22 protein-coding genes and 1 other RNA gene are annotated in these 21,279 nt (G+C 60.9%); 14 read left to right on the plus strand and 9 right to left on the minus strand.

Annotated elements, in window-relative coordinates; translation table 11 throughout:
• The first annotated feature begins 9 nt into the window (after nt 1-9).
• Both RLW41_RS15395 and RLW41_RS15400 read left to right on the plus strand, forming a co-directional pair.
• The gene (locus RLW41_RS15395; protein ID WP_024275507.1) at nt 10-201 is read left to right on the plus strand and encodes a DUF1192 domain-containing protein; all 192 of its coding nucleotides are present in this window, start codon (nt 10-12) and stop codon (nt 199-201) included.
• Nucleotides 202-571: 370 nt separating this feature from the next.
• Nucleotides 572-1,120 carry a DUF1465 family protein gene (locus RLW41_RS15400; protein WP_013946624.1) on the plus strand — a complete coding sequence of 183 codons (549 nt, stop codon included), beginning with the start codon at nt 572-574 and terminating at the stop codon, nt 1,118-1,120.
• 88 nt (nt 1,121-1,208) lie between these two features.
• On the opposite strand, the gene rpmE is transcribed toward RLW41_RS15400, so the two are convergent.
• Complete coding sequence (gene rpmE / locus RLW41_RS15405; RefSeq protein WP_013946625.1) at nt 1,209-1,433, minus strand: 50S ribosomal protein L31; 225 nt, start codon at nt 1,431-1,433, stop codon at nt 1,209-1,211.
• 274 nt (nt 1,434-1,707) lie between these two features.
• On the opposite strand from rpmE, the gene RLW41_RS15410 reads away from it, so the two are divergent.
• Nucleotides 1,708-3,531: an ABC transporter transmembrane domain-containing protein gene (locus RLW41_RS15410; RefSeq protein ID WP_409562514.1), complete on the plus strand. Its 1,824-nt coding sequence runs from the start codon at nt 1,708-1,710 to the stop codon at nt 3,529-3,531.
• A 309-nt stretch (nt 3,532-3,840) separates the two neighbouring features.
• Here RLW41_RS15410 and RLW41_RS15415 read toward each other — a convergent pair whose 3' ends face one another.
• The 5 genes from RLW41_RS15415 to RLW41_RS15435 all read right to left on the minus strand — a co-directional run bounded on the left by RLW41_RS15415 (nt 3,841) and on the right by RLW41_RS15435 (nt 8,653).
• Nucleotides 3,841-4,869 (minus strand): peptidoglycan -binding protein, encoded by a 1,029-nt coding sequence (locus RLW41_RS15415; RefSeq protein WP_013946628.1) that lies wholly within the window; start codon nt 4,867-4,869, stop codon nt 3,841-3,843.
• A 3-nt stretch (nt 4,870-4,872) separates the two neighbouring features.
• A complete protein-coding gene (locus RLW41_RS15420; RefSeq protein WP_013946629.1) occupies nt 4,873-5,925 on the minus strand; it encodes a hypothetical protein in 1,053 nt (350 codons plus the stop codon).
• Nucleotides 5,926-6,043: 118 nt separating this feature from the next.
• Nucleotides 6,044-6,838, minus strand: coding sequence for an inositol monophosphatase family protein (locus RLW41_RS15425; protein ID WP_409562515.1), 795 nt, complete (start codon nt 6,836-6,838; stop codon nt 6,044-6,046).
• A gap of 88 nt (nt 6,839-6,926) precedes the next feature.
• A complete protein-coding gene (locus RLW41_RS15430; RefSeq protein WP_409562516.1) occupies nt 6,927-8,009 on the minus strand; it encodes an SEL1-like repeat protein in 1,083 nt (360 codons plus the stop codon).
• On the minus strand, nt 8,006-8,653 hold the full coding sequence (locus RLW41_RS15435; protein ID WP_414462031.1) for a thiamine phosphate synthase: 648 nt from the start codon (nt 8,651-8,653) through the stop codon (nt 8,006-8,008). The genes RLW41_RS15430 and RLW41_RS15435 overlap by 4 nt, the downstream gene beginning before the upstream one ends.
• 311 nt (nt 8,654-8,964) lie before the next feature.
• Here RLW41_RS15435 and RLW41_RS15440 point away from each other — a divergent pair, with 311 nt between their 5' ends.
• Entirely contained in the window at nt 8,965-11,340 is a 2,376-nt protein-coding gene (locus RLW41_RS15440; protein WP_414462032.1) for a L,D-transpeptidase family protein, read from the plus strand.
• A 90-nt stretch (nt 11,341-11,430) separates the two neighbouring features.
• Here RLW41_RS15440 and RLW41_RS15445 read toward each other — a convergent pair whose 3' ends face one another.
• Both RLW41_RS15445 and gap read right to left on the minus strand, forming a co-directional pair.
• On the minus strand, nt 11,431-12,465 hold the full coding sequence (locus RLW41_RS15445) for a class I fructose-bisphosphate aldolase (protein WP_414462033.1): 1,035 nt from the start codon (nt 12,463-12,465) through the stop codon (nt 11,431-11,433).
• A gap of 79 nt (nt 12,466-12,544) precedes the next feature.
• A complete protein-coding gene (gap, locus tag RLW41_RS15450) occupies nt 12,545-13,555 on the minus strand; it encodes a type I glyceraldehyde-3-phosphate dehydrogenase (protein ID WP_414462034.1) in 1,011 nt (336 codons plus the stop codon).
• Nucleotides 13,556-13,838: 283 nt separating this feature from the next.
• Between gap and RLW41_RS15455 the strand changes: the two genes are divergently transcribed.
• The 6 genes from RLW41_RS15455 to RLW41_RS15480 all read left to right on the plus strand — a co-directional run bounded on the left by RLW41_RS15455 (nt 13,839) and on the right by RLW41_RS15480 (nt 16,959).
• Entirely contained in the window at nt 13,839-14,066 is a 228-nt protein-coding gene (locus RLW41_RS15455; protein WP_013946636.1) for a hypothetical protein, read from the plus strand.
• 40 nt (nt 14,067-14,106) lie between these two features.
• Nucleotides 14,107-14,421, plus strand: a complete 315-nt coding sequence (locus RLW41_RS15460; RefSeq protein ID WP_409562521.1) for a cell division protein ZapA — start codon at nt 14,107-14,109, stop codon at nt 14,419-14,421.
• 76 nt (nt 14,422-14,497) lie between these two features.
• Nucleotides 14,498-14,658: non-coding RNA, 6S RNA (ssrS, locus tag RLW41_RS15465), on the plus strand.
• Nucleotides 14,659-14,690: 32 nt separating this feature from the next.
• Nucleotides 14,691-15,263 (plus strand): 5-formyltetrahydrofolate cyclo-ligase, encoded by a 573-nt coding sequence (locus RLW41_RS15470; protein WP_414462035.1) that lies wholly within the window; start codon nt 14,691-14,693, stop codon nt 15,261-15,263.
• Nucleotides 15,264-15,282: 19 nt separating this feature from the next.
• Nucleotides 15,283-16,116, plus strand: a complete 834-nt coding sequence (locus tag RLW41_RS15475; protein WP_409562523.1) for a TIGR00282 family metallophosphoesterase — start codon at nt 15,283-15,285, stop codon at nt 16,114-16,116.
• 93 nt (nt 16,117-16,209) lie between these two features.
• Nucleotides 16,210-16,959 (plus strand): YebC/PmpR family DNA-binding transcriptional regulator, encoded by a 750-nt coding sequence (locus RLW41_RS15480; protein ID WP_013946640.1) that lies wholly within the window; start codon nt 16,210-16,212, stop codon nt 16,957-16,959.
• Nucleotides 16,960-17,006: 47 nt separating this feature from the next.
• On the opposite strand, the gene RLW41_RS15485 is transcribed toward RLW41_RS15480, so the two are convergent.
• Nucleotides 17,007-17,324, minus strand: a complete 318-nt coding sequence (locus RLW41_RS15485) for a hypothetical protein (RefSeq protein WP_414462036.1) — start codon at nt 17,322-17,324, stop codon at nt 17,007-17,009.
• Between the two features lie 173 nt (nt 17,325-17,497).
• On the opposite strand from RLW41_RS15485, the gene RLW41_RS15490 reads away from it, so the two are divergent.
• Genes RLW41_RS15490 through RLW41_RS15505 form a run of 4 tightly spaced genes read left to right on the plus strand, consistent with a single transcriptional unit; the run spans nt 17,498 to nt 21,238 of the window.
• Nucleotides 17,498-19,600 (plus strand): hypothetical protein, encoded by a 2,103-nt coding sequence (locus RLW41_RS15490; protein WP_414462037.1) that lies wholly within the window; start codon nt 17,498-17,500, stop codon nt 19,598-19,600.
• The gene (gene ruvC, locus RLW41_RS15495; protein ID WP_013946643.1) at nt 19,597-20,124 is read left to right on the plus strand and encodes a crossover junction endodeoxyribonuclease RuvC; all 528 of its coding nucleotides are present in this window, start codon (nt 19,597-19,599) and stop codon (nt 20,122-20,124) included. The genes RLW41_RS15490 and ruvC overlap by 4 nt, the downstream gene beginning before the upstream one ends.
• Nucleotides 20,125-20,137: 13 nt before the next feature.
• Nucleotides 20,138-20,767, plus strand: coding sequence for a Holliday junction branch migration protein RuvA (gene ruvA / locus RLW41_RS15500; RefSeq protein ID WP_409562527.1), 630 nt, complete (start codon nt 20,138-20,140; stop codon nt 20,765-20,767).
• 45 nt (nt 20,768-20,812) lie between these two features.
• Complete coding sequence (locus RLW41_RS15505) at nt 20,813-21,238, plus strand: hypothetical protein (RefSeq protein WP_409562528.1); 426 nt, start codon at nt 20,813-20,815, stop codon at nt 21,236-21,238.
• Nucleotides 21,239-21,279: the final 41 nt, after the last annotated feature.

Here is a 21,279-nt window from a genome sequence, read left to right on the forward strand (position 1 = left end):
GGACGCGTCATGGACCTCGACGATCTGTTGCCGCCGAAAAAACCAAAGGGTACAGCAATCGGTGAAAGCCTCGAAACGCTGTCGGTCGCAGAGCTCGAAAAACGGATCGCAGATCTTGAGGCGGAGATCGTTCGGGTGCGTGCGGAAGTCGATCGCAAGAAGCGTCACGAAGAGGCGGCGCGCGCGCTTTTTAAATCGTAAAGTGCGCTCTAACGATCAATTTGAATTACGCTGCATACTGTCCAATTTTGGGATTCGATGAATTTGGCGCTGCTGTTTCGAATCCTAACAGCGCATCACTCCGCTCACGTTTCCACTTAACTGAACCTTAAGCATATTGCTGCACTTTCGGTGTTAATCCAGGCCATCTGGATCGTGGCGGCCCCTCTGCCGCCTCATTTGACGCCTCCCTGTTGACTTTCGAGCCGCCCTAACGGAGCGGCTCTTTTTTTGCACTGTCCACAACATGATTGGAAACGCCCCGTTTTGGGCGAGGTTGTTAACTATGGTGCTCTAGTGTCGGTTCGTGGTAGCAGTTGCACACGGGTAAGCGTTTGTATCGTTGAGGGTCATGAGTAACGTATATCGCGTGGATGGCGCGCCGTCTGGCGGCGCCACAACGGTCTCGTTCGGAGAGCGGTTTCAGTCCTCCGAACAGTTTGACCACATCTTCAAAGAAGGCATGGCGCTCGTCGAGCGCACGGCCAGTTATCTTGACGGTCCGGGCCGCAAGGAAGCAAAGGCGCTCGCTGGCGGGGTCGGCGTCCTTTATGCAACCGAAAGCATGCGTCTGACGACGCGGCTGCTCGATCTAGCTTCGTGGCTTCTCATTCGCCGTGCGCTTCGTGAAGGTGAGATTACCGAGGACGAAGCGCGCAAGAAGCGGCGTCGCGTCAAGCTGCAGGCCTTTGGCCGCCCGGCGCACGTCAAGGGCTATTCGGAGCTCCCGATGGGCCTTCAGAGCCTGATCGAGGAAAGCTTTGCTCTGCACGATCGCATCTCCCAGCTCGATCGCATTCTGACGACGCCGTCGGCAGCAGACGCGCCGGAAGCAGCGGTGAACCCTGTTGCGCATCAGGTCGGTTTGCTGGAGCGGGCGTTCGCTGCGAAAGTCAGCTGAGCGCGACGACAGTTCGAAAATCAAAAAGGCCCGCTCGATGAGAGCGGGCCTTTTGATTTCTGACGATACGTTCGATCGCGAAAAGCGATCAGAACATGCCTTCGAACTTCTTCTTGAAGCGCGACAGGCGGCCGCCACGGTCCATCAACTTCGCATCGCCGCCGGTCCAAGCCGGATGCGTGTTCGGGTCGATGTCGAGGGTGAGCGTGTCGCCTTCCTTGCCGTACGTCGAGTACGTCATGAACTGAGTGCCATCCGTCATGACCACCTTGATCTGGTGGTAGTCGGGGTGGAGATCGGCGTCTTTCTTCATAGCCTTTGGTCCGTCTGGTAATACGTTTATCACGGCGAAGCCCTGAAGAGCTCCGGCCCCGGTCTTGACAAAGAGGGGACTGAATTGCCGCGTTGTTTAGCCGAGATAGCTATCCCGCACAAGCCGCAGTGCGTCGCAAACCTAAGCAAATCGTAATTTTCTTAAGGCCAAACAGCGTCCCATTGCCACTTGAGCCCGTGGCTGCGGTGGGGCATGGTCCCCGCGGCTTGAGGGTCGAAACATCTTGTTTCCCCACGACTTGGACCAGAACCCCATGAGCAGCGACGTTGCAGACCAGAGCCCTGAGCGGGCTCAACCTACGGATGAACCTTCCCGGGAACGCCGGCGCATGTCGCTTAAGCCTTTGAAGACGCTGATGCCCTTGATCACCGCGCATAAGGGTGCGCTCTGGGGCGCCATTATCGCCCTGGTCGTTTCGGCGCTTGCAATGCTGTCGGTTCCGCTCGCCGTCAGGCGTATGATCGACAAGGGTTTTGCCGGCAACGATTCCGCGCTCATTAACAGCTACTTCCTGACGCTCATCGGCATCGGCCTCATCATCGCGATCGCGAGCCCGGCACGCTATTATTTCGTCAACTGGATCGGCGAGCGGGTGGTTGCCGATTTGCGCTCGAAGGTTTTCGCGCAACTCGCGAAGCTCGGACCGGCCTATTTCGATGTCAATCATTCCGGCGAGATCATGAGCCGCCTGACGGCGGACACCACGCAGATTAAAGCCGTTGCCGGCTCGTCGCTGAGCCAAGCGGCGCGCAACTCGATCATGCTGGTCGGCGCGCTGATCATGATGTTCATCACCAGCACCAAGCTTTCGCTGCTGGTGTTTTTGGCGATCCCGGTCATCGTTCTGCCGCTCGTCGGCTTCGGGCGGCTTGTGCGCCGCCTGTCACGCGAGGCGCAGGATACGCTCGGCGATTCATCGGCCTACGCGGCCGAGAACCTTGCCGCCTACCGGACGATGCAGGCCTACGTCAACGAGAAGGCCGTGACGGATCGGTACGACCGTTCGGTGGAGCGGACGTTCGCTGCGGCACGTCGGCGGATGCGGGCTCGTGCGGCGCTGACGGGCATCGCCATCTTCCTGACGGTAGCAAGCATCACGGCCGTGCTCTGGTACGGCGCATCGGCGGTGATTGCCGGTGACATGACCGGCGGCCGGCTTGGGCAGTTTGTGCTTTACGCGCTGTTTGCTGCGGCATCTCTCGCAGAAGTCTCGGAAGTCTGGGGTGAGATCAGCCAAGCAGCCGGCGCTGCGGAGCGCCTCTCTGAGATGATGGCGACGGTGCCGGAAATCCGTTCGCCGGAGAAGCCGACGCCGCTGCCGGAGCCCGCAATCGGCAGCGTTGCGTTCGAAAACGTGTCGTTCGCGTATGCGGCGCGCAAGGGCGATAAAGCGCTCGATGGTGTTTCATTCCGCGCCGAACCGGGCGAGACGCTGGCGCTCGTCGGCGCCTCGGGGGCGGGCAAGACCACGATCTTCAATCTGCTTCTGCGCTTCTATGATCCCGATACGGGCATCGTTCGCGTTGATGGCGTCAACGTCAAGGATGCCGACCTCTCGGCGCTGCGCAATCGCATGGCGCTCGTACCGCAGGACGTTGCGCTGTTCGCCGATACGGTTGCCGAAAACATTCGCTATGGCACGCCCGGCGCGACGCTGTCGGAAGTGCGGCGCGCGGCGGCCGCGGCTCAGGCCGACGAATTCATTCGCCGTCTTCCGGATGGATACAACACCCGTCTCGGCGAACGCGGCACATCGCTTTCGGGCGGTCAGCGTCAACGCATCGCCATTGCACGCGCTATTCTGAAAGATGCGCCGATCCTGCTGCTCGACGAGGCGACGAGCGCGCTCGATGCGGAAAGCGAAGGCGCTGTGCAGCGAGCGCTTGAAGACCTGATGAAGGACCGGACGACGATCGTCATCGCGCATCGCCTGGCGACAGTGCAAAAGGCGGACCGGATTCTCGTCATGGAGAACGGCCGTATCGCCGAAGCCGGTACGCATAGCGAGCTGGTACGGCGCGGCGGAATCTATGCGCATCTCGCCGAACTTCAGTTCGGACGCGAGGCGGCGGAGTAGGCCGAACGGCGGATCTGCGAGTTAACCGGCCGTTAATGTCTGTGAACTGATTATCAACGATCTGTCCGCCTGCTGATAATTAGTATCATGAAGACGCTCACGGTCATCGTTATCGGGTTCGGAGTTTTTGCGTACGACATCGCGTTCAACAACGGCGAGATCGTGCATTGGGTCGGGTCGTTTCTCGGACTTGCCTGAGTGAAAACAGCCAAACTGCTCTGACGCATCCGGCTACGCACGGACGTAGTGGTTGCCGCTTTTTGATTGAGTTCAGCGACGCGCGCGTTTCGCGCGCCGGCCGCCAGGCTTTTATCTGTTCGTCAGCTTCAGCTCGATGCGACGGTTTTTCTGGTAGGCTTCTTCCGTGTGGCCGGGATCGACCGGCTGGAATTCGGCATAGCCTGCTGCGACGAGGCGGTCGGCGGGGACGCCGCGCGAGACGAGATATTTCACCACCGATGCGGCGCGGGCCGTCGAGAGTTCCCAGTTCGAAGCGAATTGCGAATTTGAAATCGGGCGCGCGTCGGTGTGGCCGTTGATTTGAAGAGCCCAATCAATGTCGGGCGGAATTTCTTTCTGCAATTCGACGATGGCTTCGGCGATCTGGTCCATCGCCGCCATGCCTTCGGGCGTCAGCGTTGCGGAGCCCGATGGGAACAGCACTTCAGATTCGAAGACGAAACGGTCGCCGACAACGCGGATGTCTTTGCGATCTTTCAGCAGCGTGCGTAAGCGGCCGAAAAAGTCGGAGCGATAGCGCTTCAACTCCTGCACCTGCTGGGCAAGGGCCGTGTTCAGACGGGCGCCGAGATCTTTGATGGTCTTGTCGCTTTCGGCGCCTTTTTTCTCCGAGGCTTCGAGTGCGTCGTTCAAGGCTGCGATCTGGCGGCGAAGCGCAACGAGCTGCTGGTTCAAAAGATCGACTTTCGACAACGCTTCGTTCGAAAGGTTCTTCTGCTTGTCCAGCGCCGCCGTTAATCCGGCAATCTGACCTTCGGCCGATTTGGCGCGCTCGTCGGCGCCAAGGCCTGCGCCCGTCAGTTTTTCGTTCTCGGCTTTGAGTGTGGAGAGCGTGGCTTGCAGAGCCGCGAGTTCATCCTGCGCCGATTGCGATTTGCCTTTTTCCAGCGACAGCATCGACGTCAATTCACTGATCTGGGCAGTGAGGCGCTGAAGGGCGGAATCTTTGCCGGTGACTTCCTGGGCGGAGAAATACTGCGCGATCATGAAGATCGACATCAGCAGCGTCACGACGAGGAGCAGCGTCGAGAGCACGTCGACGTAGGCGGGCCAGAACTCGCCGTATTCGCCACCGCGGCGGGAGCGTCCGCGCGCCATTGGTTAGCCCCCGCGCTTCATCGCATCGGCGAGGCTGCGCAGCATGCTGGCGACCTCTTGCTGCTGCTGAGCTTGCTCATCGACCCATTCGCGGACGACCTTTTGTTCGGTGCGCATCTGCGTCACGAGCTGGTTGACGCCGCGCGCGAGGTCACGAACGTCCTCTTGAGCTTGACCGGCGGCCTTTGCTGTCGTTGGCGCGGGCTGGTCGGTCAAACGATTGGTGAAGTCTTCGAGCGAGCGCTGCATGTCCACGACGGCGGACAGAAGCTGGCGGTTGACGTAGTCGCTCGACGACACGCCGCCGGCAGGCGTCAGCTCAGTAATGCCCGAGAGCCATTCTTCCAGCTCGTTATAGAAGCGATTGTGCGCGTGGTTTGCCTGCAATTCGAGAAAGCCGAGAATGAGCGAACCGGACAGGCCCAGAAGCGATGACGAGAAGGCCGTTCCCATGCCCCTCAGCGGCGCGGCGAGGCTTGCTTTCAAGTCGCTGAAGAGCTGAACGTTGTCGGTCGCCTTGCTGTCGAGGGTGTCGATGGCGTGGCCAACCGACTGAATGGTTTCGAGCAGACCCCAGAAGGTGCCGAGCAGGCCGAGGAACACGAGTAACCCGACGAGGTAGCGGCCGGTGTCGCGGGCTTCATCGAGGCGCGAGCCGATCGAATCCATGAACGATCGCATTGCGGCAGTTGATAGCGAGATGGTGCCGGTGCGATCGCGCAGCATCGTCGCCATTGGGGCGAGTAGCACGGGGCGGGCGCTGATCGACAGGCCTGGATCGGAAATACGGAAGGCGTTCACCCAGCGGATTTCCGGATAGAGCCGGAAGACTTGGCGATAGGCGTAGATAATGCCGAGAAAGAGCGTACCGAGGATCAGGCCATTCAGGCCTGGGTTGTTCAAAAACGAATGCTGCAACTGATCGAAGAGAATGGCGGCAAGAAAGCCGACCAAAGTCAGGAAAATAGTCATGCGCAGCAGAAAGACACCGGGCGGTGTCAAACGCCGCGATACCGGTGCGAGTGCCGAGGCATCGCCCGGGCGGATCTTGGCCATTCGTCGTCTCCGGAACGTCCCCGCTGTCCCTATTGCGAGACCTTAGCGCAACGCTGTGTCATCGAAAACCGGCAACATCATGCCGGAGTCCCGGCTAGCCCAGGGCGTTCGGCGTGGGTCAGCCCTTTGTAAACAGCACAGAGCCGAAAGCTTTGTGAAGGTGGAGGTTGGCAGCCAGGACGTCGCCCGAGTCCAGCATCTTGTCGCCGCCCTTCAGGTCGCTGACGAAGCCACCGGCCTCGCGGACGATGACGATACCGGCCGCGACATCCCACGGTTGCAGATTGTGCTCCCAGTAGGCGTCGAAGCGGCCGGCGGCAACGAAGGCGAGATCGAGGGCGGCGGAGCCGGTGCGGCGGATGCCTGCGACTTCGCCCATCAGCATTTCCATCTCTTTGAGGAAACGCGGGTGCCCGGTGCGGCCACGGTGGGGAATGCCGGTCGTTACAAGCGCATCCGCGGGCGATTTGCGGGCGGCGACGCGGAGGCGGCGGTCATTCAGATAGGCGCCTTTGCCCTTTTCAGCGGTGAAAAGCTCGTCGCTCGCTGGATTGTAAATGACGCCCGCGACAAGCTGGCCTTCGCGTTCAAGGCCGATGGAAACGGCGAACATCGGGTTCGAATGCAGGAAATTGGTGGTGCCGTCGAGCGGATCGACGATCCAGCGGTGGGTCTTGTCGGCGCCGATGATCTCGCCGCGCTCTTCCATCAGGAAGCCGTAGCCGACGCGGGCCTTCGACAGCTCCTTAAAGATGATGTCTTCGGCTTTGTGGTCGGCGGCGGAGACGAAATTGGCAGGGCCTTTGATCGAGACCTGCAGGTGTTCGACCTCGCCGAAGTCGCGAACGAGGCTGCGTCCGGCTTTGCGCGCCGCGGAAATCATGACGTTCAGGGTCGGTGATACGTTGCTCATGTCGTGAGATCCGGAATCGGCGCGAGAAAAACTTCGAAGACGCGCGCTCTACCGGCTCTTCACAGTCATGGCAAGGCGGCGCAAAGCCTTAAGGCACTGCCGACATTTCCGGATCGACCGCGATACGGTCCATCCAGGCGGAAGCCTCGACCGCTGCTTTCAGGCGATCGGCCTTCGACATTTTCGCCAGAATGGCGTCGAATTCCTTGTCGACGAAGCCGTTTTTTTGCGCGATCAGGCGCCATTTCGCGGCTTCGATCGGGTCTTTCTTCACCTTGATGCCATCAAGGTAAACGTAGGCCAGTCGGTTCTGCGCGCCGGCGATGCCCTTTTCCGACGCTGCCTTGAGCAGAGCGGGGATCTTCACCTCGTCCTTCGTGAGGCCGAAGCCCTGAAGGAGCCGCACGGCGTAATCGTATTGTGCGACTGCGAGGCCTTGCTCGGAGGCGCGGGAAAGCCAGCGTGCCGCTTCCAGTGCATTGGCATCGACGCCGGTGCCCGTCTGATAAAGCTCGGCGAGGTCGTATTCGGCCTGTGGAACGCCTTTTTCGGCGGCGTAGCGAATGTGCTGGTAGGCGCGGATTGGGTTTAGCGGCTTGCCCGTGCCGTTGAGGAACAGCAGGCCGAGATTGTAGTTGGCGTCCGCGTTGCCGGAGAGGGCCGCTTTCTCGAACAGCTCGCCGGCCTGTGTGTAGTCTTTCTTGACGCCTTTGCCTTGAGCGTAGGCCATCCCGAGCGCGAAGGTGCCCTGGATGTCGCCCATGTCGGACGCCCGCTTGAAGTATTCGTTGGCTTTGCGCTGGTCTTTTTCGACGCCGAGGCCATCCTGGTAGATGCGGCCGATGAGAGTATTGGCTTGCGGTTCGCCCTTGGCTGCGGCTTCCTGCGCGAGCTTCAGCGCTGTCAAGTACTGGCCTTGGTCGAAGGCTGTGTAGGCGGCATCATCGCCGGTCGGGGGAACCAGCGAGGGAATGCGCGTTTTCATGCTCGCCGGTCCGGACGTGGAGGGCGGCTCGGCTTCCGACTTCTTGGGCGTCGGGGTGAGCTTGGGAACAACCGTCTCGTCGCGCGAAAACCACGAGCTGCTTTCGGCCGCTGCGGGAGCGGCGCTGAGAGCGAGTGCCCAACACAGTGCTGTTCCGACGAACGATCCAGACCGGAATAATCTCATGTCGCAGTCTCAGGGATTCGTAAGGCTTCTGAAAACGCGCGAACGCGGTCGGCTGCGTCTTTTGCCGTGTCGCTGCTTGTCACGCTGACAGACACGAAGTCGGCACCCACGACAGCCAATGCATGCGCGGCAATGCTATCGGGAACATCGAAGGCAACGCAGGGGACTTCGAATAGCTCACTCCACCAGACGATGAGATCGCGTTGGCGTTGCGCTGCCTTTTCCCGGTCTTCGACATGAGGGGGGATGCCGAAGGCGACGTAATCGGCGCCGCTTTCGCCAAGTTCCATCGCGTCGTGGCGGCTCCGTCCGGCATCGGCGCCGACGATGGCATCAGAGGCGGACTGGCGCGCAGTTTTGAATGAACGGATGATATCCTGTGACCAGATCAGATGAATGCCATCGGCGCCGAGCATATTGGTCTCGCCGGTCTCCGACGCGATGAGCACGGCGATGCCTTGTGCCTGCGCCAAGGCGATCAGCGGCCGCACTGTTTCGGAATCGATTTTCGCGCCTTGGCCGGGACGCAGCAGCACGCTTGCGACGGGCGCGGCCTCGATCGCTGCCGAAAGCACGCTTTTTGCCTGTGTGGCGGGCGTGTCGTCGATCTGAAAATCCAGATAAAGGCTGGCTGGGGTAGACACGCGCCAAAGACTCCAGTTTTTGATCGTTCAATTCCGTGCGGAATGCGGCGGAAACAAGAAGGCCGTCGATTGACCGGGTTTCGTCCACTGGGTTGCAGCAAACAGGGCTATACTCAAGACGAATCGAGTTTTAAGGGCCACAGCGCGGTTTTTTCGCCGGATTACGGCCTTAACGCAGTTTACCAGACTACGGGAACGGGTCATGGTCACCCATCTCTGAGTTTAGGCGTTTTTCCGCCAACTTGAGGGCTCACGTAGTGTCGGCAAGGATCGGCATGCTGCGTCTCTCGCCCATCGGAGCCAAACGGGGAATGATCAAACAAGTCACGCTTCGCCTAGTCGGCGTCAGTTTATTGGGGGTTTGCTGGATCGGATGTGCGCCAGTCATGGCGGCAGAGACGACCTCGCAGGATTCATCAAGCGGCACGACGACGTATTTTCCGCCGAAACCGACTTCGTCACCGGATGCTCCGGCTGTAACGCCGGCGGCGCCGACGACAACGGCTGCCATTCCGAAATCGGCTGACCCGCCCAAGAGCAATCTTCCGGCCGAGCCTGCGGTTTCACCGAAGAGCAGCGTACATGATGCCGATCCGTCGGTAACGGCGACTGTGACTCCGGCGGCCGGTGAGACGCCTCAGTCGCAACCGGCGCCCGCGACAGGCGATGCAAAACCGGCCGATGTCAAACCCGACGCCGCGCCGGCCCCTGCGACGACGGATACGGCCATCGTAACGCCATCGGCGGACGACAAGCCTGCCGCGGATAAACCTGCAGCCGACGCGCCGGCTGCAACGCCCGCGCCATCAACCGACAGCAAGCCAGACGCTGCTACCGCGACACCTCCTGCGGCTTCTCCCGCGAGCGATACGGCGCAGCAGCCCAAGCCCATCGAGACGACGCCCGTTGCCACGCCGCCAGCGCCGCCGCCGGTCAATCCGGTCGTTCTCGCGGCACGCGGGAAGCTTTCGGATAAATCGTTCGCCAGCAACAGCGCCAATGATGATGTGACCGCCGCGCGCGATTACTATGGTTCCCATACCGAGCCGCTGTGGGTTCATGGCGGTGAGTTCACGCGCAAAGCGAAGGAGATCATCTCGACGTTGAAAGGCGCTGATGATTGGGGTCTCGATTCATCGGCCTTCGCTATTCCGGCACTCGGGAGTGGGTCCGCTTCGGAAGGAGCAGCGGAGGCTCAGTTGACGCTTTCGGCGCTGAAATATGCGCGGTATGCGCGCGGCGGCCGTCTCGATCCGGTGTCGCTCAGCAACATTCTCGATATGAAGCCGCCGGTCAAAGAGCCGAAGGCCGTCATGCGAGAGCTGGCGAGTGCGTCCGATCCCGGCGCTTATCTGCGTGGCCTCAATCCGAAGCACATCGGGTTCGAACGTCTCCGGCAAGCGCTGTTGAAGGCGCGTGGCGGGGCGACGGATGTCGCGGATGAACCTGCCGACACGGCGCTACTCGTTAAACTGCCGACGAAGGGCAAAACGCTGAAGCGCGGCGTCAAGGACGATCAGGTTTCGCTGCTGCGGCAGCGCTTGAAAGTTCCTGCCGACAATCCTTCAAATGATCGCGTTTACGACGATCAGCTTGCCGATGCGGTTCGCGCCTTCCAGCGGGCGAACGGTCTCAAGGCCAATGGCGTCGTGACCAATCGCGTGCGCACCGCGCTCAACAGCGAGGGGCAGCCCAAGCGTCGCGCCAGCCCGTCGGAGAACGTCGATCGCATCATCGTCAACATGGAGCGTTGGCGGTGGCTGCCGGCCAATCTCGGGAAGTTCTATGTCATGAACAACATTCCCGAGTTTACCAGCGAGATCTGGAAAGACGATCGCATCGAGCTGAAGCAGAGGATCGTTGTCGGCCAGCCGTCGTGGCCGACGCCGCTGCTGTCTTCTAAAATGCAGTATGTGATCTTCCGCCCGAGCTGGGGTATGCCGGACGGCATCAAAGCCAAGGAGCTTATGCCGCGACTCCGGCAGGCGTCCGGCAATTCGGGCTTCGGATTCTTCGATCAGTTGTTCGGTGGCGGCGGTGGTTACAGCGGCGCGGATGTGATCGAAGCCTACAAGCTGCAGGTCTATTACAATGGCCAGAGGGTCGATCCCAATTCGGTGAATTGGAAAACGGCGGACGTTCGGCAATACAGCTTCATCCAGCCGCCGGGACCGGACAATCCGCTCGGCATGGTGAAGTTCCGTTTCCCGAACAAGCATGACGTCTACATGCACGACACGCCGGAGAAGAGCCTCTTCAGCGCGAATGCCCGGGCGCTAAGCCACGGCTGCATGCGTGTTCAGGATCCTCGCAAAACTGCGGAGGTCATTCTGGGCGAAGACAAAGGTTATTCGCCTGAGAAGGTCGGAGAGCTTTGGAATAGCGGCGCCAGCATCACACTGTCGAAAGAGGTGCCCGTTTACCTCGTCTATTTCACCGCTCGTGTGGGTGACGATGGTCAGATGGAAAACTTCCCCGACGTCTACGGCATCGACAGCCGGGTGATGTCTGCAATCCGGGGCCGGCCCGTCCGCTTCATTGCGCAGGAAGCGATCGATCCGACAGAAGCTTCGGAGCCGGGCGCCAGCGCGTTCGATCCGCCTGACGATCCTCGACCGACGCGTCGGAGCGCAAAGAAAAACACTAATCCGATCCAAGATGCGCTTTCCAATATCTTCCTGAACTGAGCGCAGCCGGTATAGACATCAAAAAAGGGCGGATCTTTCGATCCGCCCTTTTTGTTTCAGGCCGTGCCTGGGATTTTGATCCGGCTTTTATCAGGCCGCTTTTTCGAGCTTCTGGTCCCATTTGCCCAGAGCAGCCAGGCTGTTCATCTTGGCGCGGTGCGTGAAGGCGCGCTGGCCGGCGGCGACGTTCTCGGGCTTGCCGCCCCAGGCCTGGATCGCAGCGGCCTGCAACGCGCGGCCATAAGAGAAGGTCAGCGGCCAGGGCAGCGGACCGGACGCGTTCATCAGCGAGAGATGCTCGGTTGCGGCTTCGTCCGACTGACCGCCCGAGAGGAAGGCAATGCCAGGGACAGCGGCGGGAACCGTCGCCTTCAAACACTTGACCGTCTTTTCGGCGACCTCGGCGGCGCTCGCCTGCTTTGAGCACTTCTGGCCGGAAATGATCATGTTCGGCTTGAGCACGATGCCTTCGAGATTGACGCGGGCATCATAGAGTTCGCGGAACACGGTGCGCAGCGTCCACTCTGTCACGCGATAGCATTCATCGATGTCGTGGCCGGAATGCTCGCCGTCCATCAGGACTTCGGGTTCGACGATCGGCACGATGTTGGCTTCCTGGGCAAGGGCCGCGTAGCGGGCCAGCGCGTGCGAATTTGCCTTGATGCAGTTCCAGGTCGGCATGCCGTCGGCAATTGTGATAACCGCGCGCCACTTCGCAAACCGGGCGCCCAGTTTGTAATATTCGGCGAAGCGTTCGCGCAGGCCGTCGAGACCTTCGGTGATGGTTTCGACCTTCGACGTCGGACCTGCGAGCGGTTTTGCACCCATGTCGACTTTGATGCCGGGAAGCGAGCCTGCGGCCTTCATGATGTCGACGAGCGGCGTGCCGTCCTTGGCCTTCTGACGGATGGTCTCATCGTAAAGGATGACGCCGGAGACGTAATTCTTCATGCCTTCGGTGGCGCGGAACAGCATCTCGCGGTAGTCGCGGCGGCTGTCTTCGGTCGACGTCAGCTTGATCGTGTCGAACCGCTTCTTGATCGTGCTCGTGCTTTCGTCAGCGGCCAGAATACCTTTGCCGGGCGCAACGAGAGCGCGGGCGATGTCTTCGAGTTTTTCGCTCATACTTGCCTCCGTAGGCCGTTTAAACAGTGAAACGCACAATAACGGGCGCCGTTCACTGGCGCCCGCTCTAAAATCCCGTTCAAATCAGCTTGGCCATTGCGACTGCGGTATCGGCCATGCGGTTTGAGAAGCCCCATTCGTTGTCATACCAGGAAACGACGCGAACGAAGTTGCCGTCAATCACCTTGGTTTGATCGAGCGCGACGGTCGAGGACGATGGATCGTGGTTCAGGTCCATCGATACGAGCTTGTCCTTCGTCACCGTCAGAATGCCACCGAGGCGGTTCGATTTTGTGGCTTCAACGATGGCGTTGTTCACTTCTTCTGCCGTCGTGTTCCGCTTGGCGACAAACTTGAAGTCGATCAGCGAGACGTTGGGCGTCGGCACGCGCATCGACGCGCCGTCGAGCTTGCCGGCGAGTTCCGGGATCACGAGGCCGACGGCCTTGGCGGCGCCGGTCGTGGTCGGGATGATGTTCAGCGCCGCAGCGCGGGCGCGGTAGAGATCCTTGTGCAGGGTGTCGAGCGTCGGCTGGTCGCCCGTGTAAGAGTGGATCGTCGTCATGAAGCCATGCGCGATGCCGATTGCGTTGTTGAGGACATGGACGACCGGCGCGAGGCAGTTGGTGGTGCACGAGGCGTTCGAGACGACGACGTGCTCCTTTGTGAGCTTGTCGTCATTGACGCCGTAGACGACCGTCAGATCGGCGTTATCGGCCGGGGCCGAGACGAGCACGCGCTTGGCGCCGGCTTCGAGATGCGCCTTGGCCTTTTCTTTCGAGGTGAAGATGCCGGTGCATTCGAGCGCGACATCGACGCCCATAGCCTTATGCGGCAACTCGGCGGGGTTCTTGATGGCCGTCACCTTGATCGGACCGGTACCGGCGTCGATCGTATCGCCATCGACCTTCACTTCCTTGGGGAAGCGGCCATGCACGCTGTCATAGCGCAGCAGATGGGCGTTGGTTTCGACAGGGCCGAGATCGTTGATGGCGACGACTTCAATGTCCGTCCGACCGCTCTCGATGATTGCGCGCAGCACGTTGCGACCAATGCGGCCGAAACCGTTGATCGCGACCTTCACAGCCATTCTTGGAGATCCTCCGGGTGTGAGAAATTGTGACGGATACGGACGAATTGCGGGCTCGTCGCGATCAGTCTCAAGGTTTTGCGGGTCTTTAACGTCACTTGGTGGCCGCCTGTCAATCAGGCAACCCCGGTGCTTTGGGTTACGCTCCTAGGATTCTTTTCAGTCATAAGGGGGCAAACACGGTCTCGTTTATTGACGACATTTACCTTAGCCACGTAACCTAACGCCCAAGCTAAGGTGATCGATGCGTCAATCGTGTCGCCCGCGAGGGCGATGAGAGGCCATGACTGAACGCAACACCGTTAAGATCAAGCGCGCGGAAGACCTGAAGTCTGCCCGCAAGCCGTCGGGTGACCTCAATTTGCGGTCCGAGAATGCGCGCCTGCGAGCCGAGCTGGCGACCGCCCAGCAGCGGATCGCGGAGCTTGAGCAGCGGACCGCCGACGCCCTCAATCGCATTGATTGGGTTCTCGATTCGCTTCATAGTCTGCGCGAAAGCGAGTCATCGTGAGCGTCGTTCAAGGGGGAGACCGGCTGCGTTGCCGGGCAGGATGGCCGAAGTCCCGTTCACCTTCAATCAACGCACCTATCGGTTCCACTGCGAGGAACACGACGAGCGGCGCCTGAGGGACATCGTCTCGTACTTCAACTCAAAACTGGACGAACTGGTCCGTGAGCATGGTGCGGTCGGCGACGAGCGTCTGATCCTCATGGCGGCGCTGATGATTACGGACGAGCTGTTCGATACTCGGGCCGATGTCGACGATCTGCTCGGGGGCAGCTCAGCAGACCTGCGCTCGGCCGCGATCCGCAGCCTTGAGGCGGACGAAGACGCCGAGCCCGAGAAGCGGCGCGCCAAGGGCTAAGGCGGCGAAAGCCCATCGGGCTCGTGCATATGCCGAAGCAACCACTGGATTTTTCTTAGCCGTTCACATACATCAGCAGATGCTGCGGGGCTCGTCAGGGACAATATGACCCGGGGGCCTATAAGATCCGCACGGGCGCTGTCCCTGACCGGAGCCGTGGCTCCGGACACATGGTGCCCACCTACGCTCGTAGGGACCACGCGGGATCATCGTCTCAACGGCCTTCGCGGCATTATTTCTTTCAGGACCAACTTGCGTTAGACAGCGAAATGATGGCGGACGCAAAGAAAGAGCTGCGCGCCGAAGCGCTTCTGCGTCGCAAGGAAGCCTTCGAGCGCCATGGGCCGGAGGCGAGTCGGCTGGTTGCCGCCCAAGGTCTGGATTTCCTTGGCATAAAGCCCGAAGCGACGGTGTCGGGGTTCGCGGCAATCCGCGATGAAATCAACCCGGCGCCGCTGATGACGTGGCTACAGGCCGAAGGCTGCAAGCTGGCGCTGCCGGTGATGCAGGGGCGGGGCAAGCCACTTGTTATGCGGTTGTGGTCGCCCGGAGACGTGATGGCCCCTGCAGCCTGGGGGATCGCCGAGCCGACCGACGACAAGCCGGAGGTCGATCCGGACGTCGTGCTGGTGCCGCTGCTGGCGTTCGATGCGCGAGGGTATCGCCTGGGTTATGGTGGTGGTTTTTACGACCGTACGCTCAACCGCTTGCGAAAAATAAAGCCGATCATCGCCGTCGGGATCGCCTACGACGAACAAAAGGTCGACGCGGTGCCTGCCGAAAGCTATGACGAAAAACTCGACTGGGTCCTGACGCCTTCGGGTCCCCAAAAATGCCAATAAATTCTGGTCGGACCATTTCATGCGTCTTCTGTTTCTTGGAGATATCGTGGGCCGTGCGGGCCGCACGGTCGTATGCGATGCATTACCCGGGCTCATCCGGCGGTTCGGCCTGGATTTTGTCGTCATCAACGGCGAGAATTCGGCGGGCGGCTTCGGTATTACGGAAGCGATTTTCAACGATCTGATCGACGCCGGCGCCGATTGTGTGACGCTCGGCAACCATGCGTTCGATCAGAAAGATACGCTCGTCTTCATCGAGCGACATGACCGGCTGATCCGGCCACTCAACTATCCCAAAGGTACGCCGGGAAGGGGCGCCACTCTGCTGCAGTCAAAGGCGGGCGCAGATGTGCTCGTCGTCAATGCGATGGGTCGCGTGTTCATGCCTGAAAACGACTGCCCCTTTCGCGCCGTCGATAATGAATTGGCGGCTTGTGCACTAAAGCGCGAAGCCGACGCCGTTATCATCGACTTTCACGCCGAGGCGACGAGCGAGAAACAGGCGATGGGCTATTTCCTCGATGGGCGCGTCAGTCTCGTGGTCGGAACACATACTCATACGCCCACCGCCGACGGCCGCATTCTGCCGAGCGGAACGGCGTATCTTTCCGATGCAGGAATGTGTGGCGACTACAACTCAGTGCTCGGCATGGATCCCGAGGAGCCGATCAATCGCTTTCTGACGCGGATCCCGCGGGGTCGTTACGAGCCGGCCGTCGGGCCGGGGTCGATTTCAGGGTTCGCGGTCGATACGGACGACACCACTGGCTTGGCCATTCATGCCGCCCCGCTGCGGCTTGGTCCGCATCTCGAGCCGTCAACGCCTGCTTTCTGGAGGGAGACGGTCGCCTGAACGAGGCCTTGAAAGGCTGCCCTTGACCCGCGCGCGGCCGTTGCGCAAAAGACGGGGCTTCAGCACAATCTCAAAAACGCAACGAGCACGAGCATGGCCGGCCATTCGCAATTCAAGAACATCATGCACCGCAAGGGCAAGCAGGACGCGATGCGTTCGAAGCTCTTCGCGAAGCTCGCGCGCGAGATCACGGTGGCCGCGAAGTCGGGCACACCCGATCCGGACATGAACCCCAGGCTGCGGCTGGCGATCCAGGAAGCGCGCGCCGAAAACATGCCGAAGGACAACATCGAGCGCGCCATCAAGAAGGCGGCAGGCGGCGACCTCGCGAACTACGAAGCGGTTCGCTACGAAGGTTACGCGCCGGGCGGTGTGGCGGTGATCGTCGAAGCCTTGACCGACAATCGCAATCGTACCGGCGGTGTCGTCCGCAGCGTGTTCACGAAGTACAACGGCAATCTCGGCGCGACGGGTGCGGTCAGCCATATGTTCAATCATATCGGCGAGATCACCTACAAGCCGGGTGCCGGATCTGCGGACGCCGTGCTGGAAGCTGCGATCGAGGCGGGCGCCGACGATGTGCAGTCGGACGAGAACGGCCATCTGATCACGACGGCGTTCGAATCCCTTGGGACGGTCGCGGGCGAGCTTGAGAAAAAGCTCGGCGAGGCCCAGAGCGTCAAAGCCGTCTGGAAGCCTAACCTGTCAACGTCGGTCGATGAAGACAATGCGCAGACCATCATGAAGATGCTTGGCGCGCTCGAAGACGACGACGACGTACAGAACGTCTACGCCAACTTCGAAATCTCCGACGAAGTGTTGAAGAAGCTGACGGCGGCCTGAGGCTATAGGCCCGAGCGCCTCGGCCGAGGCACTTCGAGAGCTGAGATCTATCCGGCGGTATAGAACACGCCAAACGTCATCGCGACCAGCCCGGCGATGACCATCAGGATGCCGACGATCCCGAAAAACTGAGCCATCGAGTTGCGGAAGCGGGTGCGGGCACTACCTCCGGCCGAGGCTTTCGGCTGGCCTGGACCGGCAGCACCCGGCTTTTTGCGAAGTTTGTTAATTGCGGCTTCGGTCGTGGCGGCGGCGATGGCGGCGCGCGTATCATTCCGTCTGGCCCAGCGAAATAGCCAGAATCCGCCAAGGATCAGCAACAGACCTGCCACAATCCAGAGCGGATGAGCGAAGGTGGCGTTCATTACGTCCTGAACCTCAATGGTGGCGGCGGACCGCCAAGTTATTTATTCATTCCGCAACACTAAAGTCGAAATCTTGCGTTCTTACGAGTTTGGTGCGGCAGCAAAGCCGGGGAAGCGTGCTTTGCTGTCAAAACGCACTATGATTAGGGCGTACACGGTGTACGGGAGTAGGCATGGCGGTGGGCGGACCATCGGGGGGCAGAAGCCGGGTTCGTGTCGGACTGGTCGTTGTCCACGGTGTGGGCGAGACAGAGCCCGGCTATTGCGTCAACGCCGTTCTCGATACCCTGGCGACGACCCGGCCCGGATACAGCGTTTCGCCTGCCAACGAATACAATCGCATGACCGAGCCCGAGGTCGGCAATCCGCCGCCGGTGTTTCCTGTGATCCGCCGCGGCGCCGCGCATAACAGCGGCATCGAGATCGAAGCCGTCGAACTGCACTGGGCGGACCTGACCGAAGGCCAGCCCGGGCGTGTGAATACGCTGCTGCAACTCTTTCGCGTCATCTTCGAATCCCATCACCTCGTCGATGCCATGCTCGATCGGACGCGTGATGTCACGTCGTGGATCTTGCGTAAGCTGCTCTGGATTGCGGGCTGGCTGATCCGCGGGCCGAGCGCGGCACTCACGATCGTGACATCGGCGATCTGCGCGCTGTTCCTGTTCGAGCCCGTGTCGGTGACGACCGAAATGATGGACGTCCGCTCGCAGGTGCTCGTCATGACGGGCGCAATTTTTATTACGTCGCTTTATGTTTTCTACCGGATCAGCCGGCAGCAGGATTACTCCTGGTACGATACCGTGTTCTGGCTGGTGGTGACGTCGCTCGCGGTGTTCGCGCTGACGTACTACAACGCGCTGCTCGTGCTTCTACAGTACATTCCCGAACTCGAGATCGGTCCGCAGCGGATGTTGGCCCGCGGTGTTGCTGACTGCGTCGGCGGACCGACGAACGCGGCCTGCTACATCGACGGTCTTTACAAGATCATCATCTGGGGCTGGAGGTTCTGGGGCGGGATGATGGTGTTCGCGGCGGTGCTGCTCGGGTTCGCCTGGGTCCGCGCCCGGATCACGCGCGACCGTTCGCGGCTCGGGACGCTGTCGACGAGCATCGCCATCCTCATCATGCAGTTCATGCTGTGGACGACAGTGGTCGTCAGCGTGATCTATCCGGTGCTCAACCGGGCCGAGACGATCACGACGCTGCGGGAAGCGCGGCCCATCGTCCAGAAGGCCATCGCCGCGCACGAGATTCAACCCGATAGCCCACTTGCAAAGCTTGTGCAGGTGCCGAACATCGAACTCGACTGGATCGGTCGCTTTAAGTTCATTTATGCGGCGACCGCCGTCACCGTGCTGCTGATGATATTAGCCTCGATCGTGCTGATCGAAATCCGGCAATTCAAGGCGCGGCGCGGGCGTTCCGATCTCGAACAGACGGCACGGAACATGCCGCGGCTGCTGTTCAATCCAGCGCTGGTCGGGCTTTTGATTTTCGCGTTCCTCGTCGTCTTCGCGCTGGTCTTCGTGCAACCTTATCTCGACAAGAACCAGATGTTCGTGACGCTGAGGGGCTATATCCTGCCGGTGGCGGCGGTGGTCGCTTTGGTGCTGCCGTTCTTCTTCGGACGGCGCGTCGCCAACGTTGCAAACTTTGCGCGCGATCTGATCGATCATCACTATCAGCCGAGGCAGGAGACGGCCGCGTACTTCATCCCGTCGGTGTTTCGCATTCGCAACCGCCGGCTCCGGCGCGAGCGGATACAGTCGCGCCTCAACCTGGTGCTCGAACACTTCGTGCAGAACCAGGGCTATGACGGCGTGATCTTTCTGGCGCACAGCCAAGGGTCAGTGATCGTCTACGATTATCTGCGCGATAATGGGCCGAACTATACGCGCCTCGGTGATGCCGCCCCGGCGCTGCTGACGTTCGGATCGCCGCTCGGTAGCATCTATCAGAAATATTTCCACGAATACGCGGCTGCGAAGCAGGTGCCGATCGGCATCGCGTCGAAGCTCAAGTGCTGGATCAATCTCTTCCGGGTGGACGATTACATCGGCGGTCGCATCCAGCCGCCGCCGGGACTGCGCGTCGATAATCATGTCATGGGCCTAGGCGGCCATACCGGCTACTGGACCGAGCCCGACGTGGCGGAAGCGCTTGATGCGATTCTGACGGGCAAGGTTGCGGACGCCACCAAGCCGCCGCCGCTGCCGCCACCGCCGATGACGCCTTCGGCGCCCTATGCGGTTCGTGCTATGCGAAGAGCATGAGGGAACGAACGATTCGCATTATCGGCTTCGATCCGGGGTTGCGCCGGACCGGGTGGGGGGTCATCGACAGCGATGGCGTCCGGCTCGTCTATGTGGCGTCCGGCGTGATTACGCCGCCCAAGGACGACGATCTTGCCTATCGGCTTTCGGCGTTGTTCGACGAGGTGACGAGCGTTATTCAGAGCTTCAGTCCGTCTGAGGCCGCCGTCGAAGAGACGTTCGTCAACGAGAACCCGCGCTCGACGTTGAAGCTCGGCCAGGCGCGCGGCGCGGTGCTGCTGGCGCCCGCACGCCTCGGGCTGCGCGTCGCGGAATACACGCCGAACCTCATCAAGAAATCGGTGACCGGTGCGGGTCACGCAGAAAAGCATCAGATCCAGGCGATGATCTCGTTCCTGCTGCCGAAGGCGACGTTCGGATGTGCGGATGAGGCGGACGCGCTGGCGATCGCTATCACGCATGCGCATCATCGTGTCAGTCGCCAGCGGGCAGCGGCGTTTGCGGCCAAGGTCGCGGGAACATGATCGGCAAGTTCATATGATCGGGAAGCTCAAGGGCAAGGTCGATGCGATCGGCGAAAGCCACCTCGTGATCGACGTCAACGGCGTCGGCTATGAGGTGCAGGCCTCGACGAAGACGCTGCGCAATCTGAAGGTCGGCGACGACGTGGCGCTGACGATCGATACGCACGTGCGCGAGGATGCGATCCGGCTGTTCGGATTTCAGAGCGAGTTCGAGCGGAGCTGGTTTCGTACCCTGCAGACGATCCAAGGCGTCGGCGCCAAGGTTGCCTTGAGCGTGCTTGGCGTGATGGCGCCGCAGGATCTTGCCAATGCCGTGGCGTTCGGCAACTGGGCAGCGGTGGAAGAAGCGCCGGGCGTCGGCAAGAAACTCGCGCAACGCATCGTTCTCGAATTGAAAGACAAGGCGCCCGCGCTCTCGCTCGGCGGGCATAGCATTCCGGCGGGTGGTGCGGGTACGGCTGCGCCTGGGCCCAGCATGCCGCCATCGAGTCTGGCATTTGCCGAAGCGCTCTCGGCGCTAACGAATCTCGGCTACAACCCGGCGCAGGCCAACGCCGCCGTCGCGGTCGCGTCGCAGGAATTGGGAGATGCTGCCGATACTGCCGCCCTCATCAAGCGCAGCCTCAAAGAGTTGGCGCGCTAGGCCGTCCGTCGTAATTTTCGCCGCAACCGGAAAGCAGTCTCGCGCATGGAAAAGAACAAGATCAGCAACACCATGCGCACGCTCTGGATGGTTCTGATTACGTCGCTGGCGGCGCCATTCTTTGCCGGATTGATCTTTGTCGGACTGCAATTTCTCGCTCCGGCGACGAATTTTTTCCTGCCGCCTCACGGTGGAGAAGCTATCGGCGAAGTCGCGGTGGATGCGTTCGTCTGGAGCGCATTGCCGGCGACGGTCGCAGCGCTGGGATTGACGCCGTTCGTCCTGCAAAACGGCACGTACCCGTGGCTGCATGCGGCCGTGGCCGGTGTGCTGGGGTTCATGGCGGGCGTGATCATTTTTCCGTTTCACGCCGGACCGGCGATGCCGTTCCTGGCGTTTCTGGCGGGGTTGCTGGCCATCGGCATGCGTGCGCTGCTGATCGCAGGTGGGATTCTGCGCGAAGAGGCGTGAAGTCAGGCTTTGCACCGCGTTTCCAACGGTCCCTGGCGCGC

It is taken from the genome of Hyphomicrobium sp. DY-1 (genome assembly GCF_047497105.1).
Taxonomy (GTDB): domain Bacteria; phylum Pseudomonadota; class Alphaproteobacteria; order Rhizobiales; family Hyphomicrobiaceae; genus Hyphomicrobium_B.

What these genes read in the sequence shown, in the direction of transcription:
- RLW41_RS15395 (WP_024275507.1), top strand. Translation starts at nt 10, where the DNA reads ATGGACCTCGACGATCTGTTGCCGCCGAAAAAACCAAAGGGTACAGCA.
- RLW41_RS15400 (WP_013946624.1), top strand. Translation starts at nt 572, where the DNA reads ATGAGTAACGTATATCGCGTGGATGGCGCGCCGTCTGGCGGCGCCACA.
- rpmE (WP_013946625.1), bottom strand. Translation starts at nt 1,433, where the DNA reads ATGAAGAAAGACGCCGATCTCCACCCCGACTACCACCAGATCAAGGTG.
- RLW41_RS15410 (WP_409562514.1), top strand. Translation starts at nt 1,708, where the DNA reads ATGAGCAGCGACGTTGCAGACCAGAGCCCTGAGCGGGCTCAACCTACG.
- RLW41_RS15415 (WP_013946628.1), bottom strand. Translation starts at nt 4,869, where the DNA reads ATGGCGCGCGGACGCTCCCGCCGCGGTGGCGAATACGGCGAGTTCTGG.
- RLW41_RS15420 (WP_013946629.1), bottom strand. Translation starts at nt 5,925, where the DNA reads ATGGCCAAGATCCGCCCGGGCGATGCCTCGGCACTCGCACCGGTATCG.
- RLW41_RS15425 (WP_409562515.1), bottom strand. Translation starts at nt 6,838, where the DNA reads ATGAGCAACGTATCACCGACCCTGAACGTCATGATTTCCGCGGCGCGC.
- RLW41_RS15430 (WP_409562516.1), bottom strand. Translation starts at nt 8,009, where the DNA reads ATGAGATTATTCCGGTCTGGATCGTTCGTCGGAACAGCACTGTGTTGG.
- RLW41_RS15440 (WP_414462032.1), top strand. Translation starts at nt 8,965, where the DNA reads ATGATCAAACAAGTCACGCTTCGCCTAGTCGGCGTCAGTTTATTGGGG.
- RLW41_RS15445 (WP_414462033.1), bottom strand. Translation starts at nt 12,465, where the DNA reads ATGAGCGAAAAACTCGAAGACATCGCCCGCGCTCTCGTTGCGCCCGGC.
- gap (WP_414462034.1), bottom strand. Translation starts at nt 13,555, where the DNA reads ATGGCTGTGAAGGTCGCGATCAACGGTTTCGGCCGCATTGGTCGCAAC.
- RLW41_RS15455 (WP_013946636.1), top strand. Translation starts at nt 13,839, where the DNA reads ATGACTGAACGCAACACCGTTAAGATCAAGCGCGCGGAAGACCTGAAG.
- RLW41_RS15460 (WP_409562521.1), top strand. Translation starts at nt 14,107, where the DNA reads ATGGCCGAAGTCCCGTTCACCTTCAATCAACGCACCTATCGGTTCCAC.
- RLW41_RS15470 (WP_414462035.1), top strand. Translation starts at nt 14,691, where the DNA reads ATGATGGCGGACGCAAAGAAAGAGCTGCGCGCCGAAGCGCTTCTGCGT.
- RLW41_RS15475 (WP_409562523.1), top strand. Translation starts at nt 15,283, where the DNA reads ATGCGTCTTCTGTTTCTTGGAGATATCGTGGGCCGTGCGGGCCGCACG.
- RLW41_RS15480 (WP_013946640.1), top strand. Translation starts at nt 16,210, where the DNA reads ATGGCCGGCCATTCGCAATTCAAGAACATCATGCACCGCAAGGGCAAG.
- RLW41_RS15485 (WP_414462036.1), bottom strand. Translation starts at nt 17,324, where the DNA reads ATGAACGCCACCTTCGCTCATCCGCTCTGGATTGTGGCAGGTCTGTTG.
- RLW41_RS15490 (WP_414462037.1), top strand. Translation starts at nt 17,498, where the DNA reads ATGGCGGTGGGCGGACCATCGGGGGGCAGAAGCCGGGTTCGTGTCGGA.
- ruvC (WP_013946643.1), top strand. Translation starts at nt 19,597, where the DNA reads ATGAGGGAACGAACGATTCGCATTATCGGCTTCGATCCGGGGTTGCGC.
- ruvA (WP_409562527.1), top strand. Translation starts at nt 20,138, where the DNA reads ATGATCGGGAAGCTCAAGGGCAAGGTCGATGCGATCGGCGAAAGCCAC.
- RLW41_RS15505 (WP_409562528.1), top strand. Translation starts at nt 20,813, where the DNA reads ATGGAAAAGAACAAGATCAGCAACACCATGCGCACGCTCTGGATGGTT.